Consider the following 17976-nt stretch of genomic DNA (forward strand, 5'->3'; position numbering starts at 1 on the left):
ACTTTTAACAACTATAGAGAATTAATACTATTATTCAGAATTAAGATTAGAAAATTGATTGATAAAAAAATCGCATCCATTGAGAAACTTTCAATAATTGTACCTAAAATCAAAAAGTATCAATTTTCCTCAGACAAATTAGAGCGTCATGAATAGAATGAATATCGCTAAGGGTAAGAATTACCTTGTTTTTAGCTTCTTTCAAAGAACATGCCCTATAATAACTCTTAACATAAGCTAATATTTTGCTGAAGGCCTCTGATTGATAATATTCAGCATGATTTTGACTTAAAAGGTATGCTTTTATTTTACCGTTCTTGATCAGAAGCTTTTCCATTCCTAACTTCTCCGCCAGCCACCGAAGCTTGATAGATTCCAACAGGTCTGTGACGGGCTGGGGAAGAGGCCCAAAGCGGTCAATCAAATCTTTGTGGAATTTTTCCAGCTCTCCTTGACTTTTGACCTCATCAGCTTTAATATAAAGACTTAATCTTTCAGAGATATTGGTGACATAATCTTCCGGAATCAAAATCTCTAAGTCCGTCTCTATTGTACACTCTACACGAAGTGATTGCAGATCCGGAGTTTGTGTCGGAAATAACTCTTTAAATTCAGTCTCCTTTAGCTCATTAACTGCTTCGGTTAAGACTTTATTATACATATCAAAGCCAAGGTCTGAAATAAAACCACTTTGTTCGGCTCCTAATAAATTTCCGGCTCCCCGAATGTCCAGGTCACGCATCGCCACATTAAAGCCTGCTCCCAAATCGGAAAATTCTTCCAAGGCGCTGAGTCGCTTACGAGCCTCTGCGGTAAGGTTGATCAATGAAGGTGTCAGTAAATAGCAATAAGCTTTTTTATTGGAACGACCTACCCGGCCGCGCATTTGATGTAGATCCGAAAGGCCAAACATATGGGCGTGGTTGATAATAATCGTATTGGCATTAGGGATATCCAGACCGGACTCAATAATGTTGGTAGAGACTAAAATATCGTACTCCCCTTCAATAAATTTACCCATGATTTTTTCCAAACGTTTTCCCTCCATCTGACCATGGGCATAAGCCACCCGAGCATCCGGCACTAAGGCCAGGATATTGTTGGCCATCTTTTCGATATCATGTACCCGGTTATGCACAAAAAACACTTGGCCGCCTCGTTGCAGTTCTTCACTGATGGCATCTCTTACCAAGGCATCGCTAAAATTGTGTAATTTGGTCGTTACAGGTTGCCGGTTGGGCGGAGGAGTAGAAATGATGGACAAATCTCTGGCGCCCATCAATGAAAAATGCAATGTCCGGGGAATAGGGGTGGCGGTCAAGGTAAGTACATCGACATTGACTTTCATCTTTTTGATTTTCTCTTTTGTAGAAACTCCGAACTTCTGTTCTTCATCTACAATCAATAAACCCAAATCCTTAAAATTTACATCTTTACTGGTAATCCGGTGGGTACCAATTAAAATATCCACTTTGCCTTCGGCGGTTTCTTTAAGGGTTTCTCGAATTTCTTTACTGGACTTGAAACGGTTTACATAGGCCACGGTACAAGGAAAGTTTTTGAGCCGTTCGGTAAAGGTATGATGATGTTGCATGGCCAAAATGGTTGTAGGGACTAGTACGGCTACCTGTTTGCTTTCACAAACGGCTTTAAATGCGGCCCGGATGGCAACCTCTGTTTTCCCGAAACCCACATCCCCGCACACAAGCCGGTCCATCGGGTGGGGAAGTTCCATATCTTCTTTTACTTCCTGAGTGGCTTTAGCCTGGTCTGGAGTATCTTCATAGATGAAAGAAGATTCCAACTCCGCTTGTAAGTAATTATCCGGGCTAAATGCCAAACCTTGGGATTGTTTTCTTTGCGCATAAAGGTTGATGAGGTCTTTGGCAATATCCTTTACTTTTTTCTTGACTTTTCGTTTTTTCTGTTCCCATTCGGGAGAGCCTAACTTACTTATATTGGGAATCTTCCCTTCCTGTCCGCTGTATTTGGAGATTTTATGCAAAGAATGAACACTGATATAAAGCAGGTCATTATCGCGAAAAATCAGGCGAACGGCTTCTTGTTCATTTCCTCCCACATCAATTTTCTCCAATCCTCCAAACCGGCCGATACCATAATCTATATGGGTAACATAATCGCCAATGTTCAGCGTGTTGAGCTCTTTAAGGGTGAGGGCTTTTGTTTTGGAATACTTCTTTTTGGCATGATACCGGTGAAAACGCTCAAAAAGTTGATGATCGGTATAACAGACCACTCTGGACGTTTCATCGATAAAACCGGCCCGTAGCCCTAGGTTTATTTCTTTGAAGTTCATACCCGGGTCAATCTCTTCAAAGATTAGTTTTAATTGATTCAGTTGGCGAAGCGATTCTGCACTGATAAGGTTTATATAGTCCTGGGCCTGATATTGATCAAGGTTTTCAACCAGAAGGTTGAAATTTTTATTGAATGAAGGTTGTGGCTGGCTTTCGAAAGCTATGGAGTCACCGGAAGGAAGGTAGAAGCGATTGCCAAATTCTATTTTGCTAAACTTTTCTAAGAGTGTCTGAAACCCTTCTTTGGTCTCAAACAGTTCTTCCGGATCGGTAATGACTTGTGTATCCCCGGCTTGCTTTACAATCTCCTGAAAATCTGCTTGCGCTTTTTCAAAACTCTTTGATAGAACATCTAAGGTCAGGTCGTAATCTTTAAACCAAATAATACTTTGCGTAGGGATGAAGCTCAAAAAAGACTCCCTAACTTCTTTTAATAATTTGGTTTGTACATTCGGAATGATGGAAACGTGTTCTTTAGTTTCCACCGAAAGCTGTGTAAGCGGATCAAAAGTTCTGATACTTTCAATTTCATCGTCAAAGAGTTCCAGGCGGTAAGGCAAATCATTGGCATAAGAAAAAATATCAATAATGCCCCCCCTGACGGCATATTGTCCCGCTTCGTACACAAAATCAGTTCTTTCAAAATCATATTCACTCAATAATTCTGAAATAAATTCCATGTCTATCTTTTCCCCTATTTTGGCCGAGAGCGTGTGTTCTACTAATGACTTTTGGTTGATTACCTTTTCCGTCATTGCTTCCGGGTACGTGACCACAATGGTGCCTCTGTCGTTTTGCTGATTAATCATATTCAAGGTATCAGCCCTCTGCAAGATATTGGCATTTTCTACTTCCAGAAATTCATAAGGCTTTTTATAAGAGGTAGGAAAAAAAAGCACCTCTTGATCTGGCAATAAGTTTTGCAAATCATTTTGGAAGTAAGCGGCTTCTTCCTTGTCGTGTAATATAAATATTTGGTTCTCTTCTCGAAAGGAATATACCTGACTGGCCACAATGGCATCCAAACTACCTTTGAGCCCTTTTAAATGCAGGGTGTTTTTGGTCCCGGCTTTGATTTTCTCTTTGGCCAGATGTATAAAAGAATTCTCTTCAAATAACTGAAGGAATTGTTCTACTTGTAATAACTTGTTTGCCTGGGTGGGTTTATTCAAATCTGTTTGCACGACTCCTCGGGTTTTATAAATATGGTGTTACAAAAATAAGACATTCACCGGAGCTTTGAAGAGGCTCTTCTTCTGGATTTCACCACAAAATAGTTTGTCGAATTTTTAAAATGCTTAATCTGGATTTTGTGGAGGTATGTCGAAGTAATATCTGATCCTATCTTATATGTACATATATTTGGTTTCCAAAATTTGATAAATCAATTCGTCTTAAAGATATATTTTCAGACTGAAAGGAATTTTAAAGGATTATTTGGTTTAATTGTTAAAGCTATTGAGCTTATTCTTGTTAAGAATAAGCTCTTTTATTTTTAAATGGTTTTTATTCTTCCTTTTTCTCTCTTCACAGAGTACTTCATCTAAAATGCTCAACTTCTAGTCCGCCTCAAAGAAGATATCTCCAAATTCCTTTTATCTTTGGTTGAGGATGCTTTTTACCCCACATTCGTTAAAAAACCTATATAGTCAAACCCTTCATCCTGTCTGTGAGTCTTTAGGAATGGACGGCTTGCTTGTTAAGACCTTAAATGCAGACAACAAAGATTGAGTTGAATGAAAAAAATGCTCATTTTATTTTCCCTGATTGGTAGCTGTTGGAATGCGTATGCACAAAATTCTGTGTTGCAAAATGGCGATGTCTACCGGATAAAGGTAGATAAAAGGGGAGTTCATAAATTGACGTATTCTTTTTTGAAAAAATTAGGCGTTCCGGTAGATCAGACGGACCCACGCACCATTCACTTGTATGGCAACGGGGGCGGAATGTTAGCGCAGGCAAATGCGGAACCCAGAGTGGCAGACCTTTACGAAAATGCTATCTGGGTGGAAGGAGAGGCAGACGGAGTGTTTCACCAGGGAGATTATGTCTTGTTTTTTGCCGAAGGAGCCAATGAAGTTTTCTATGATCCAAATAAACAAATCATCAGGGAAATCACCCATCTTTATGAGCAATACAATTACTACTATTTAAAAATAGAACAGAAAACAGGGAAGCGTATAGCCCCTGTAGATATTCCGGTTCTGGAAGGTCCAGTGATTCAACAATACGATGATTATATTTTTCATGAAAAAGAAGAGGTTAATATTCTCAATTCAGGCAGGAAGTGGTTCGGTGAATTTTATTTTACAACTACCGATCAGACATTTTCCTTCCCGGTGGAAGGTTTGATGAAAGATACAGACATTCGTGTTCTCCCCTCGGTAATGGCCCAGGCCTCGGCTCCAAGTAAATTTTCTTTCTCTCTGAACCAACAAGCTCTTGGCGATATTGAATTACCCGCTGTGTCTCCCTATACATATGCTGAAAAGGGGCAAATGGGAGAACAGGTTTTTACGGTGAATTCCAACCAGCTGAACTTGCAAAACCAATTGCGTTTTTACTTAAAATATCAAAAGCCTAATAATGCCGCAAAAGGCTATTTGGATTATTTTGTATTGAATTATCAACGTGCTCTCCGGCTCTACGAAACCCAGACGCTATTTCGAAGTATAAAAAGCCTTCAATATGAACAAGTAATCTATGAAGTGGGGAATATTCAGCCCCAAACACATATATGGGAGGTAACAAATGCTTTGGAACCCCAAAGAATAATTTACGAAAGTGCAAACAACAAGGGCCGGTTTATGACTGAGGGGAAAAGCTGGAAGGAATTTGTCGCTTTTAATCCTGCTCAATCTTTTGAACCCATATCGGGTCAACACTTGGCTAATCAAAATTTACAGGCAATGTCCAGTCCCGGTTTGCTCATCATTACACCGGATGTATTTGAACATACCGCTAAGCGTTTGGCTGATTTTCGTCAAGAAGTTGAGGGGCTAACTACTGCTGTAGTTCGTGTATCCGAAATTTACAATGAATTTTCTTCTGGCAAACAAGATATTACCGCGATCCGGGACTTTATCCGGCATTTATATTTAAAAGGGGGGGACCTGAAATATGTATTGTTATTTGGAGACGGTTCTTTTGATTATAAAGAAAGACTGGAGTTCAATACCAATTTTGTTCCTGTGTATGAATCTGAAGAGTCGTTGCATCCCATTGAAAGTTACTCTTCGGATGATTTTTATGGTTTTATGGAAGAAGCAGAGGGAGCTTGGCCTGAAAGTGCTCAAAGCAATGACCACGATCTGGACGTAGGTATTGGGCGCTTACCCGTTACGAATGTGGAGGAAGCGGAAGCCATCGTAGACAAATTAATTCATTATAGCGAAAACAGGATTACATTGGGGGCTTGGAGAAATCAAGTGGCCTTTTTTGCTGATGACGGAGACCTGAACGTCCATCAATTGCAAGCGGATGAGTTGGCGGAATATATCGAAACGAATTATCAACCCTTGACCATCAAAAAGGTTTTTTTGGATGCCTATCCACAGGTACAGAGTCCCAATGGGAAGCATTCTCCGGCAGTAAGACAAGAGCTGAACACTGCTGTGGATAAGGGAGCTTTAATAGTGAATTTTACAGGGCATGGCTCAGAAACTGCTTGGACGAGCGAGCGAATTCTGGAAAATGCCCAGGTGCAATCCTGGACAAATTATAACAAACTGCCCTTATTCATTACGGCTACATGTGAGTTTGGAAGACATGACAATCCTAACGTGAAATCAGGAGCTGAGTTTGCAATCCTCAATCGTCATGGTGGGGCTATCGGACTACTGACTACAACCCGGCCAGTGTTTTCCGATAAGAATTTCTTGATTAACAAAGCTTTTTACGAAGTTGCCTTTCAACCGGGGTTCAGTTGCTTGGGAGACATCATCCGCAAAACGAAGAATAAAAGCATTCAAGGTGTGTTGAACCGCAACTTTACGTTATTGGGCGATCCTTCAATGCGCTTGGGCTATCCGCAAGAGGAGATTGCCATTACCAAAATCAATGGGAAACCGGTGGCAGAAGGGGATACCTTGAAAGCTCTGCAAAAAATTACGATGGAAGGTGAAGTACGGTACAAGGATCAGGTATCCGGTAATTTTGACGGGATTTTGCAAATTCAAATTTTTGACAAAAAGGTAACAAAAAAAACCTTGGGAGATGAGGGCGCGAATACCATCATGACATTTAAAACTTTTGAAAACACCCTGTACAAAGGAAGAGCCAGTATAAATGCAGGGAAGTTTTCTTTTTCGTTTGTGGTGCCCAAAGACATTGCCTATCAATTTGGTGTGGGGAAAGTCAGCCTGTATGCTGCTCATTCCTCTGATTTCCGGGATGCCGGAGGGGCCGTAACGCACTTGGTGGTAGGAGGGAGTGAGCCTAAAATGGAGGATAATACGGCCCCGGACATGAAGCTTTTTGTAGAGGATGAGAATTTTGTTTCCGGAGGACAGGTGCCGAAAAATACCCGCTTGCTCGTGCATTTGGAAGATGAAAACGGGATCAACACTTCAGGAATAGGAGTGGGACATGATATAGAAGCCTGGCTGGATGAAGAGACCCGCTACGTGTTGAATGAGCATTACGAAGGAGCTGTAGACAATTATCAAAAAGGGAAAGTAGTGTTTCCTTTGGAAAATTTACGTTCTGGGGAGCATACCTTACGGGTAAAAGCCTGGGACACTCATAACAATTCTGTCGAAAAATCTATTGTATTTAAAGTAACCGATAATTTTTCCCTGACTGTGAAAGATTTATTAACAGTTCCCAATCCCATGGTTACCGGCACAAAGTTTACATTTACTCATACGTATACAGGTAGAAATGTGAAAACACTTATTGATATCTACTCAGTGGAAGGGAAACCTGTGAGAACCTTGGAAAAAGAGTTTTTTGCCAACAACGAAACCGTGGAGGTGGAATGGGACGGATCGAATGAATTGGGTGCCCGTTTATTACCAGGTATATACCTTTATCAACTTAGATTTATTGTGGAAGAAGTGGGAGCGTTCACTGGAAATGGGAAATTGTTGATTGTAAAATAAATTTAGTTAACTTAGTATTTATTTTTAATGTAATCCACCCTGTATGATTGGACCTCTACGTTGTTACTAAAGTTTATGGAAGTTTGTTGCTTCCATAAAGTAGGTAGGTGTCAAATTGCCAAAAACATAAGTTTAAGATGGTTTCAATACCCTAGAACCTTAGCAGTTCACTTTTTTAGAGTGAAATAGGGTTCTGTATCTTAAAATATAATTTTTTTTATTTTCGCAGCGTAAATATCTTACCCGAGCTTTAGTAATGAAATGTCAATTTCAGATTTGGACTAATCAAATTATTATGTTTAGAAAGTTTATTATCAGCTTCCTGTTTATGGGATTAATTGGTCAAACAGTGAGCATGGCGCAAGATGACCAAACCCCTCAAATTATTGGGCAGGATAAAAACTCAAATCCAATTATCACCGCAGTTCCCTTTTTAACGATCGCCCCGGATGCGAGAAGCGCTGGAATGGGAGATGCAGGGGTGGCGCTGTCTCCGGATGCAAATGCCGCTTATTGGAACCCTTCCAAATTGGCTTTTGCCAAACAAAGAATGGGCTTTTCCTTGTCTTATACTCCCTGGCTTCAAAAAATTGTGGGAGATATGTCTTTAGCATATTTGTCAGGATATCGTAAACTTAACGAAAATCAGGTGATTGGTGGCTCACTCAGGTATTTTAACTTGGGAAGTATGGAGTTTACCAATACGTCAGGAAGTACCATTGCCGACTTCAATCCCCGGGAATTTGCTTTTGATTTGACCTTTGCTATGAAGCTCTCAGAGCGGTTGAGTATTGGTGGTACCGGACGGTTTATCCATTCTAACCTTACCGGAAATATAAGCAGTGGGGCTACCACAAACGATACCAAACCGGGCAATACTGCCGCGGTTGATTTATCTATGTATTATAATAATGAGGATGTGATGTTTCTGGGCTACCCCACCAATGTTGCCTTTGGAGTAAACCTTTCCAACATCGGTTTTAAAATTACCTATACCGATGAAAACCAGAAAGACTTTATTCCTACCAATTTGCGCTTGGGAACCGCCATTACCACACATTTTGACCCCATGAACAAATTGACTTGGGCCTTTGATGTGAATAAGTTATTGGTTCCTACGCCTCCCCACTATGATGAAAATAGGAACATCATCGCCGGAAAAGACCCGGATCGTTCCATGATTTCAGGAATGTTCGGTTCTTTTGGAGATGCACCCGATGGCTTTAGCGAAGAAATGAAAGAATTGATTTTTGCTACGGGTTTAGAGTATTGGTACAATGATTTGTTTGCGGTTCGAGGAGGATACTTCCACGAAAATAAAACCAAGGGCAATCGTCAATACTTTACCTTTGGCTTGGGCTTGCGCTATCAAAAATTCGGAATCGATTTTGCTTACCTGGCAGCCAGTCAACGCAATCATCCGCTTGAAGATACCCTAAGATTCACATTAATGGTTAACTTTGGAGAGTCCAAAGATATAGCAGACCAACCTGGAGAGATATAATCCGGTCATGGTATACCGGTAGTTTGACAAAGATTTGCTTACATTTAATAGACTTTTCAAGGGGAAGATACCACAGGGTATTTTCCCCTTGAATATGTGATAACCATCGTAATTTTCATGAAACTAGATAGAACACAAGCTCCAAAATTTTCACCCATACAAAACTTCAAATTGAAAAAAGCGGAATCTCATCGGTTAGACAATGGGATTCCGTTTCATTTGATACCGGCAGGAAACCAACCTTTAGTCAACTTACAACTCATCTTTAAGGCAGGCAAACGCTACGAAGCAAAAGAAGGAGTCTCTTACTTTACCGCAAAAATGCTGACAGAAGGTACTACCGCTTATTCTTCTTCTCAAATGTATGAGGCATTTGATAAACTAGGAGCCTTTTTTGAAATCCAGGCGGGCTTTGAACATCTGGTGATTGAAGTGATTTGCCTTTCCAAACATGTGGAGAACGTACTGGATTTAGTGCTGGAGTTTATCGCGGAAGCACAATTTCCGGAAAGCGAATTGCAAAAGGTGATTGGTATTTCACATCAACAACTGAAAGTAAATCTTCAAAAAAATAATTACCTCGCTGGGATCCTGTTTCGCGAAACGCTTTTTGGGAAGCATCATCCCTATGGGTATCGTCAATCTCATGAAATGATTGATGGCATCAAGAGGGACGACTTGGTACAACATTACCAACAAAATATTTTGTCCAAAGAATTTGATGTGATAGTGGCGGGAATGGTGGATCAAAGCACTTTTCAGCTGATTAATCAGAAGCTGGGACGGTTGCCAATACATCCCCGTGAGAGTAAGGCTGTAAGTGCATTTTCATTCAAACCGGTCACTGGGAGCTTCTATGAAGAAAAGGAGGAGGCGCTACAAACATCCCTGCGTATCGGACGCTTACTCTTTCCTATTGTCCACCCTGACAGACTCGCCTTCGAAGTGTTTAATGAAATCTTGGGAGGGTACTTCGGGTCACGTCTGATGAAGAATATCCGGGAAGAAAAAGGATATACCTATGGTATTTATTCTTCGGTAGTGTCCCTGTTTCAGACAGGCTATTTCCTGATCGGTACGGATGTTATCAAGGATAAGCGACAAGAAGTGTTGGACGAAATATATAAAGAAATCAAAGAGCTGAAAGATAATTTGGTCAGCGATGAAGAGCTTTCTTTAGTGAAAAATTATATGGCAGGTAGCTTTGTGAAGTCTATTAACACCCCTCTTTCTGTGATTGACTATTTCAAAACCATTTATTTTAACCACCTCCCGGAAGATTACTATGACCATTATGTATCCCAGATTCAACAAGTAACTGCTGAACAGGTACACACCATGGCTAACAAATATTTTAACGAAGACTTGTTAGAAGTTTTAGTGGGGTAGAGACTTTCTCAAACCAATAAGGGCATGTTTAAAATTCTTTACGGGAGGTCCTCCTTTGAGAGGCCACCCCTTTGGTGGTAAAAATTTTCAGTTTAGGGTTCTCAGAATAGTAGTTTTGTGGTTCGACACTTCGATGGCTCGACATATCGATGGTTCGACATATCGATGGCCGGTATACCGGAAATAATAGCATTATTTGACCGGAATGCCGGCCACTCAACATGCTGCACCGAGGTTTCTGAAATGGGAGTTTTTGACCCAAAGGATGAAATTGAAGCATGCTTTAAAACTTTTGCATGGTAAAACTTCAAAAGGAACATTATTTTTACAACAAAACTATCTTCAACGATGAACAATGTATATGGACTTATCGGTTACCCTCTAACCCATTCCTTTTCCAAGAAATACTTTTCGGATAAATTTGAAAAGGAGGGGATCACCGGATCAATATACAATCTTTTTGAAATCCCTGCTATTGAACGCCTGCCTGAGATTATTCGCAATACTTCCGGGCTGAAGGGACTGAACGTTACAATTCCTTATAAACAAGACGTAATACCTTTCCTTACCTCTTTGGATTCCTCCGCTCAAAAAGTCGGAGCCGTAAATGTAATAAAGGTGCGTTCTAATGGGGATTTGATTGGTTTTAATTCTGATTACTACGGTTTTTATAAATCATTGGAAAATCTTTTAGCAGGGCAGAAAGTTCAAAAAGCCTTGATATTGGGAACCGGTGGGGCTGCAAAAGCAGTAAAGGCAGTATTGGACGATTTGCAAATACAAGCCTTGTTTGTATCCAGAAACCCGGGAGAACGAAGTGATTGTATCGCATATGAACAAGTAGATCAAGGCTTGTTGAATGAGTACAAATTAATTATCAATACGACTCCTCTGGGTACTTATCCAAACATCGATGCATGTCCGGAATTACCGTATGATTTACTTGATGGGACTCATTATGTACATGATTTGGTCTATAACCCATCAACTACTTTATTGATGAAAAAAGCCGAACAACAGGGGAGTAAAGTGAAGAACGGATACGAAATGCTTGTATTACAGGCGGAGAAATCCTGGGAAATTTGGAATGAATAGCACCGCTGTACTTCATAAAACACTTTCAACTGAATGAATTCTTCACCCATGATCAAACAACTGATTTTTGGGAGCTTGTTTTTATTTTATACTTGTTCCGCCTTCGCTCAATCCAAGTCACCCCGTGCTTCTGTACAGGAAAAGCCCCCTTTGCACCGTACCTGTGGGTTTGAATACCAAACATCCCATTCTAAAAAGGAGTTAGGGAGAATAGAGGCGTTTCTCCGGAGTAGAATTTATCAAACGACCCAATTGGGCAAAGCGGCTCAGGGAGAAGAAGTGTACCAAATCCCCATCATAGTACATATTGTGCATAATGGCGAAGCGGTTGGGGAAGGAACTAATATATCGGCGGCTCAGGTATACTCTCAGTTTGATGTGTTGAACGAAGATTTCAGACGTAAAAACGCAGATGCAACCCAAACCCCGGACGAGTTTAAAGCGGTAGCCGCTGACGCAAGGATTGAGTTTGTGCCGGCTAGGGTTGACCCTCAGGGTAATTTCCTGAAAGAACCGGGGATACACAGAGTGCATGGACATAAGGCTTCTTGGTCGCTTTCCGAAGCACAGGCCGGACTCCAACCGGCCATCTATTGGGACCCTGATCAATATGCCAATGTATACACATTGAGTTTACAAGGTTTTTTGGGTTATGCTCAGTTCCCTTCTTTTTCAGGGCTTGACGGATTGTCTGAAAAAGGAGGTTCTGCCCAACGGGACGGAATCTTGATTAATTACCAATACTTTGGCCGTACTCCGGCAAACCCATTTCAGAACAATTTTAATAAAGGCCGTACTTTAACCCATGAAATGGGACATTGGCTGGGCTTGATTCATATTTGGGGCGAGTCCGAAAACAATTGTGAGATTGATGATTTTTGTGAGGATACCCCCCGGCAAAGCGTTCCACATTATGGTTGCAAAGATGAAGTGTTGAGTTCTTGTGGGAGTTCGGACATGTTTCAAAACTTTTTGGACTACAGCAATGATGCCTGTATGAACCTTTTTACCAACGACCAAGTGCAACGGATGCATACGGTCATGGAAGTGGCTAGCCGGAGAAAAGTCCTGTTAAACTCCCGGGTGGCTACTACAAAAAATGTATTTGCGAACTTAAATGTTAAAAGCCGAAAAACATGCTGGGGAGGAAACCTTCAATTTCAAAGCCTGTCTAAGGCTAAAAATTCACAGAACCTTTCTCTTAAATGGCATTTTCCAGGAGGAACACCCGAATATTCCAATGAAGTCAACCCGGCAGTACAATACCTGTCCAAAGGCACTTTCGATGTCCGCTTGATTGCCCAAGCAGGTGGGGAATCCGATACCTTACTATTGAAGGAGTACATTGAAGTAGTGGATTATTCTCAACAGGCAAAGACTAACCTGTCTCAAGATTTTGAAGGAGTCGCATTCCCTCCCGAGAATTGGACTGTTACGGACAATGCTTGGCAAAAAGCTGTCTGGGCTGGTGGAGGAGCAACGTTCGTCAATAATTATCAAAATGACTATGGCAATGTAGATGCTTCTTTGCTTTCTCCGGTTTTGGATACCCGTCTCACTCAAGGGTTGAAACTGGAATTTCAATATGCTTATGCGCTTTGGGCAGGGAGGTCCGATAGCCTGGCAATTTATATGGAAGACTTATGTACCGGAGAGAAAACACTGCTATGGAAAAAAGGGGGGCAGGATTTGGCCACTACCTCTACAGCTAGCAGTGGCTATACGCCAAGCTCTGAGGCAGAGTGGAAAACCGGATCACTCATCATGGATGTGGAAAGTAGCGAATGGGTGCGGGTAGTATTTCAAAATATTGGTAATTTCGGGAATAATCTGTTTTTGGATAATATACAAATCAATACCTTTGAAGGCCCTCTTGCAGAGTTTACTTCCTCACAAACATTGACTTGTGTCGGTAGTCAAATCCAATTCTTTGATCAATCTAAAATACTCGGAGAAGATGTACTGGTGGAATGGAATTGGGAGTTTCCGGGCGGGGTACCGGCAACGTCTACGGAACAAAACCCTGTGGTTACCTACCCGGAGCCAGGAGTATACCCGGTCAACCTGAATGTCCGGTCCCAAAAAAACATCCCTTCGACTAGTTTCAAAGAAAACCAAGTGAAAATCGTGCCGGCGGATGAAGCCATATCATCCGTAGAAGCTGATTTTGAAACAGAGAGCTTGCCGGAAGGTTGGATTGCAGATGTGGCTTGGAACCGAGCCACAAGCGGGTGGCAAAGTAGCGGTTCTTTTAGAATTGACAATTTTGAAAAGCCGGGGCAAAAGTCGGGTATTTACCTTCCGACACTCTCTACAAAAGACCAGGCGTATCTGGAAGTGCGCTTTGACTTGGCGTATGCTAACCGTTGGTTGTTGAATGAGCTGTTGACAGACAGCCTTACGATTTATTACTCCACAGATTGTTGGGCAACAAGAAAAGTAATTTGGACCCTATCCGGTGCTGAATTAGCCACTACTGATGCTACTTCAGGAAAGCTAAGCCTTGAAAAAGCTCACTGGAGGGCTAAATCCAAAATCATCGCTTTGGGTGCTTTGCTCGAAGATCAGTCTGAAATGCAGGTTATGATGGAGTGCCGTAGTGGGGGAGCTAACCCTCTGTGGCTGGACAATGTTTTAGTAGAGGCCTTTCAATTTCAAGCTCCTCAGGCTGCATTTAATTTTACCCATAATGGCGATACGGTATTTATAGGAGATGTGGTGCAATTTTGGGACCGCTCCGAATTACGGCCTACCGCCTGGAAGTGGACAATTGAAGGTGCCGAATATTTAACCTCTACCGAACAGCACCCTGTCATCACTTTTAGCAAACCGGGCATTTATTCGGTTACTTTGGAAATAACGAACCAAGCCGGTTCGGACATTCTGGTCAAACAAGAGTACCTGGAAGTCTTTTTCGATCCGGGAAAAACCCTGCGCTTGAGCAATATTACCGGAGGAACACCCGTACTCAAACCTTCAGACGAATGGGGGTATGTGTCAGGGCATAATCAATATGAAGACCAAGTCAAAGCCGAACTTTTTGATTCGGGGTCGGATACCTATTTTATTAACTCCATTGACTTTGGTTTTGCCGTGATTAAGGCCGGTTCGCAAAATTCCACCATTACTTTTACCATCTGGGAGTTTAACGAAGCTGAGAAAACCGCAGGAGCCAAGCTTTATTCGGTCAGGTATTCTCTTAGGACTATTAAAAATAACTTGAACAATGGCCAGTATACTTTGGATTTTGAAAACCATTTAAAAGTACAAGGTAAATTTTTGGTGGGTATAGAGTTGTCTTATGGCGATCCGCAAGATACGGTGGCTTTACAGACTTCTTCATTTAATAGTCCTCCACTCACAGGTTGGGAAAGAAACAGTCAAGGGAATTGGTTTGTCTATTCCGATCAGGCAAACAGTTGGGGTGAAAATTTGGCACATTGGATTTTTCCAACAGTCAGCTTTCCGCATCCTTTGTCATCCGGAGATCAGGATGCCCCAATCGATTTGGTACTTTATCCCAATCCTACCTCGGGGATCTTTTATATGAAGTACAAAGAAGTTCAAATTCTTCAGATAGAACTGTTCAATTTATCAGGCAAGCGTTTTGAGGTTCCCTCTTTGGCCCCGGTAAACCGATTTGATCTTTCGGGTTTTCCCTCAGGCATTTATTTGCTAAAAATTGCAACGGACCGGGGTACTGTAGTGAAAAAGCTAATGCTCGCAAATTAGTGGATTTATTTTTTTAATTTTACACTTCCTGCTTTCAGGGCCACTGGGAAGAGGTATGCTGAAATACCACAGGGAAGTATGGGATTTGTTTCTGAAAGAACATCTTTAATTATTAAGAGGAAGTGTGAGAATTGCAGGGAAGAGGAAGTGAACATATGCTTAACCATTTAGCAGAGGTACTTAACAATACCATTATAGAGACATTGTGGAATACAGTTATTATATATTTGATCAGATAATCTACCTTCAGATAAAAGGAGACTTATTAGGAGGTAATGAAGACAAGGAATTATTGGAACTGGTACAGATTTATCAGAAAGGTCAAATTAAGTATTGCCTTTTCAATATGGTAGAGCTAAGCCATATGAACAGTAAAGGGTTAAGTATTATTCTACAAATTTTAAATTTGCTGACCGAACCGGGAGGGAACGTAGTATTGATCAAACCGGCTGCCCAGGTGCAGAAGCTTTTGTCAATCACAAAACTTGTGAAAATTTTAAAATTGGCTGATTCCAATCAGGAAGCCTTTGAAATCATAGAAAAATTAAATTCATCTGTCAAAATCGCATAACTATTTAACAAATACAGGGATGGACATATTATTAGGATTACAATGGGGAGATGAAGGCAAAGGAAAGGTTGTTGATTTTCTAGCGCCTAAATACGACATTATTGCCAGGTTTCAAGGAGGGCCGAATGCAGGGCATACTTTGGAGTTCGATGGCAAAAAATACGTTCTTCACCAAATTCCCTCTGGTGTCTTTCAAGCCCATACGATCAATATCATTGGCAGTGGGGTGGTGTTGGATTTGAATATTTTAAAACAAGAAATTACCAAACTGAAAGAAGGAGGGTTTGATGTCACCCAAAACCTGTTGATCTCTAAAAAGGCCCATTTGATTCTGCCTTCCCACCGCTTGTTAGATGCAGCCTATGAAGCTCACAAGGGAAAAGATAAAATCGGCTCTACCTTAAAAGGTATCGGACCTACTTACCAGGATAAAATCGGGCGTTTGGGCTTGAGAATCGGAGACATCCTGACCGATAACTTTTACGAACGCTATCAAAAACTACTGGAAGCGCATCTGGCAATCCTGGACTATTATAAGTTTGAGTATACCCAAGAGCAATTAAAAGAACTGGAAGACGAGTATTTCCAATCGATAGAGTTTATCAAGACGCTTCAATTGGTAGACAGTGAATACTATATTAATCAGGCACTGTTGGAAGGAAAGAAAATCCTTGCGGAAGGAGCTCAAGGTTGCCTGTTGGATATCGATTTCGGTTCGTATCCTTTTGTAACCAGTTCCAATACCTTTAGTGCCGGAGCTTCTACAGGTCTGGGAGTCGCTCCTCGGAAGTTAAGAAAAGTATTCGGTATTTTTAAAGCATACTGTACGCGGGTAGGTTCCGGGCCTTTCCCATCGGAACTGTTTGATGATGCCGGGCAGAAATTGAGAGAAGAAGGCCGGGAGTTTGGCTCTACCACAGGGCGCCCCCGCAGATGCGGTTGGGTGGACTTGCCAATGTTGAAATATGCGGTCATGATCAATGGCGTTTCCGAACTCTTAATGATGAAGGCAGATGTATTGAACAACTTTGATGAAATCAAGGTCTGTACACATTATAAATTGGAGGACGGTACCATCACCGATGAGATACCTTTCGATATCGTCAATGCGAAGCTTGAGCCCGTGTATAAGTCTTTCAAAGGATGGCAGAGTGATGTAAGCCCTGAAATAGGTTTTGACGGCTTGCCTGTAGAACTGAAAGAATATATCAATTACATTCAGGAAGAATTGGAAGTACCTATTACATTGGTGTCAGTAGGACCGGATAGAAAGCAAACCATCGTAGCAGAATAGTATTTCTTATTATATAGAGAGAACACCCGCTGAGGGAATCTTTCAAAATGCCCGGAATCATATTCGATTTCCGGGCATTTTCTTTTGTATATAGAAGGTTGGTTCTGTAGTATATGAAAGCTTAGGACACTGAAAGGTATAAGGAGGAGTGATTTGAAAACCTATGAAAGCTCTTATACATACTATAAAGTTCTATGATCAAATACGGAAGGTTTGAAATAATGAATCCGTATGACTGTATAAAAGCTTCAACTCACTCATTCACTATATCACTCCTTCACTATATCACGATGTATTGAATAAGGGAGCCTATATATTAGAGCTTTATAGAATAGGGTAGAATAATGAATCTGTTTAGTTGCATAAAAGCTTCAACTCATTCATTCACTATATCACTCTTTCACTAACTTCATTGAAAAACAGGAGGCAAAAATAAAATTCATGAAAAGTAGCCTCTCCATGATTCGCTTTTTCAAAGGAAAATATGAGTTTGGTAAGAGGTTTTTGCTTTCGAGATCTATTTTTTTGAATAGGAATATTCTTTTTTAAAATGTCATTTTAATGGTTCTGTTAATCCGATTCAAAAAAAGTTTTGTATATAAAGTTTTTGTATTCAGTATGTTAGGTAATGGGTTAAAAAAAAGATGGGATAGGGGTTTGGAAAGTTGGTTGGGATTGCTACTTTTGCAACCGCTTTCAGAGGGAAAGCAGCGAGAAAAACGGGGAAGACGGAGGATGTAAAATGAGAGGGGCTGAAAAAAACTTAAAAAAGTTTTGGTGATTTGAAAGATGTTTTTTACCTTTGCACTCGCAATTACAGAAAATAAGGGCAAAAGAGAGGGGAAAGCGATTGAGTATGAGGGTGTTAGCTTCGAAAAAGATCGAAAAAAACTTTCAGAAAAATTTGGAGAAAAGAAAAAGATTAACGAATTTTGCTCACCCTTTCGAAACGACGACAGGGGAAATTAAAA

8 protein-coding genes are annotated in these 17976 nt (G+C 40.9%); 7 read left to right on the forward strand and 1 reads right to left on the reverse strand.

What is annotated here, in order from left to right:
• Window positions 1–109: 109 nt before the first annotated feature.
• Window positions 110–3502, reverse strand: coding sequence for a transcription-repair coupling factor (gene mfd, locus AAG747_RS17120; protein WP_346822428.1), 3393 nt, complete (start codon window positions 3500–3502; stop codon window positions 110–112).
• Window positions 3503–4054: 552 nt separating this feature from the next.
• On the opposite strand from mfd, the gene porU reads away from it, so the two are divergent.
• The 7 genes from porU (at window position 4055) to AAG747_RS17155 (ending at window position 17005) form a co-directional block, all read left to right on the forward strand.
• On the forward strand, window positions 4055–7420 hold the full coding sequence (gene porU, locus AAG747_RS17125) for a type IX secretion system sortase PorU (RefSeq protein ID WP_346822429.1): 3366 nt from the start codon (window positions 4055–4057) through the stop codon (window positions 7418–7420).
• Window positions 7421–7715: 295 nt separating this feature from the next.
• Entirely contained in the window at window positions 7716–8924 is a 1209-nt protein-coding gene (gene porV, locus AAG747_RS17130; protein ID WP_346822430.1) for a type IX secretion system outer membrane channel protein PorV, read from the forward strand.
• 117 nt (window positions 8925–9041) lie between these two features.
• Complete coding sequence (locus AAG747_RS17135; RefSeq protein WP_346822431.1) at window positions 9042–10313, forward strand: M16 family metallopeptidase; 1272 nt, start codon at window positions 9042–9044, stop codon at window positions 10311–10313.
• Window positions 10314–10661: 348 nt separating this feature from the next.
• A complete protein-coding gene (locus AAG747_RS17140) occupies window positions 10662–11408 on the forward strand; it encodes a shikimate dehydrogenase family protein (RefSeq protein WP_346822432.1) in 747 nt (248 codons plus the stop codon).
• A 33-nt stretch (window positions 11409–11441) separates the two neighbouring features.
• A complete protein-coding gene (locus AAG747_RS17145; protein ID WP_346822433.1) occupies window positions 11442–15140 on the forward strand; it encodes a PKD domain-containing protein in 3699 nt (1232 codons plus the stop codon).
• A 205-nt stretch (window positions 15141–15345) separates the two neighbouring features.
• On the forward strand, window positions 15346–15711 hold the full coding sequence (locus AAG747_RS17150; RefSeq protein ID WP_346822434.1) for an STAS domain-containing protein: 366 nt from the start codon (window positions 15346–15348) through the stop codon (window positions 15709–15711).
• Window positions 15712–15730: 19 nt separating this feature from the next.
• Window positions 15731–17005, forward strand: coding sequence for an adenylosuccinate synthase (locus AAG747_RS17155; RefSeq protein WP_346822435.1), 1275 nt, complete (start codon window positions 15731–15733; stop codon window positions 17003–17005).
• Window positions 17006–17976 lie beyond the last annotated feature (971 nt).

It is taken from the genome of Rapidithrix thailandica (assembly GCF_039710355.1).
Taxonomy (GTDB): Bacteria; Bacteroidota; Bacteroidia; order Cytophagales; family Flammeovirgaceae; genus Rapidithrix; species Rapidithrix thailandica.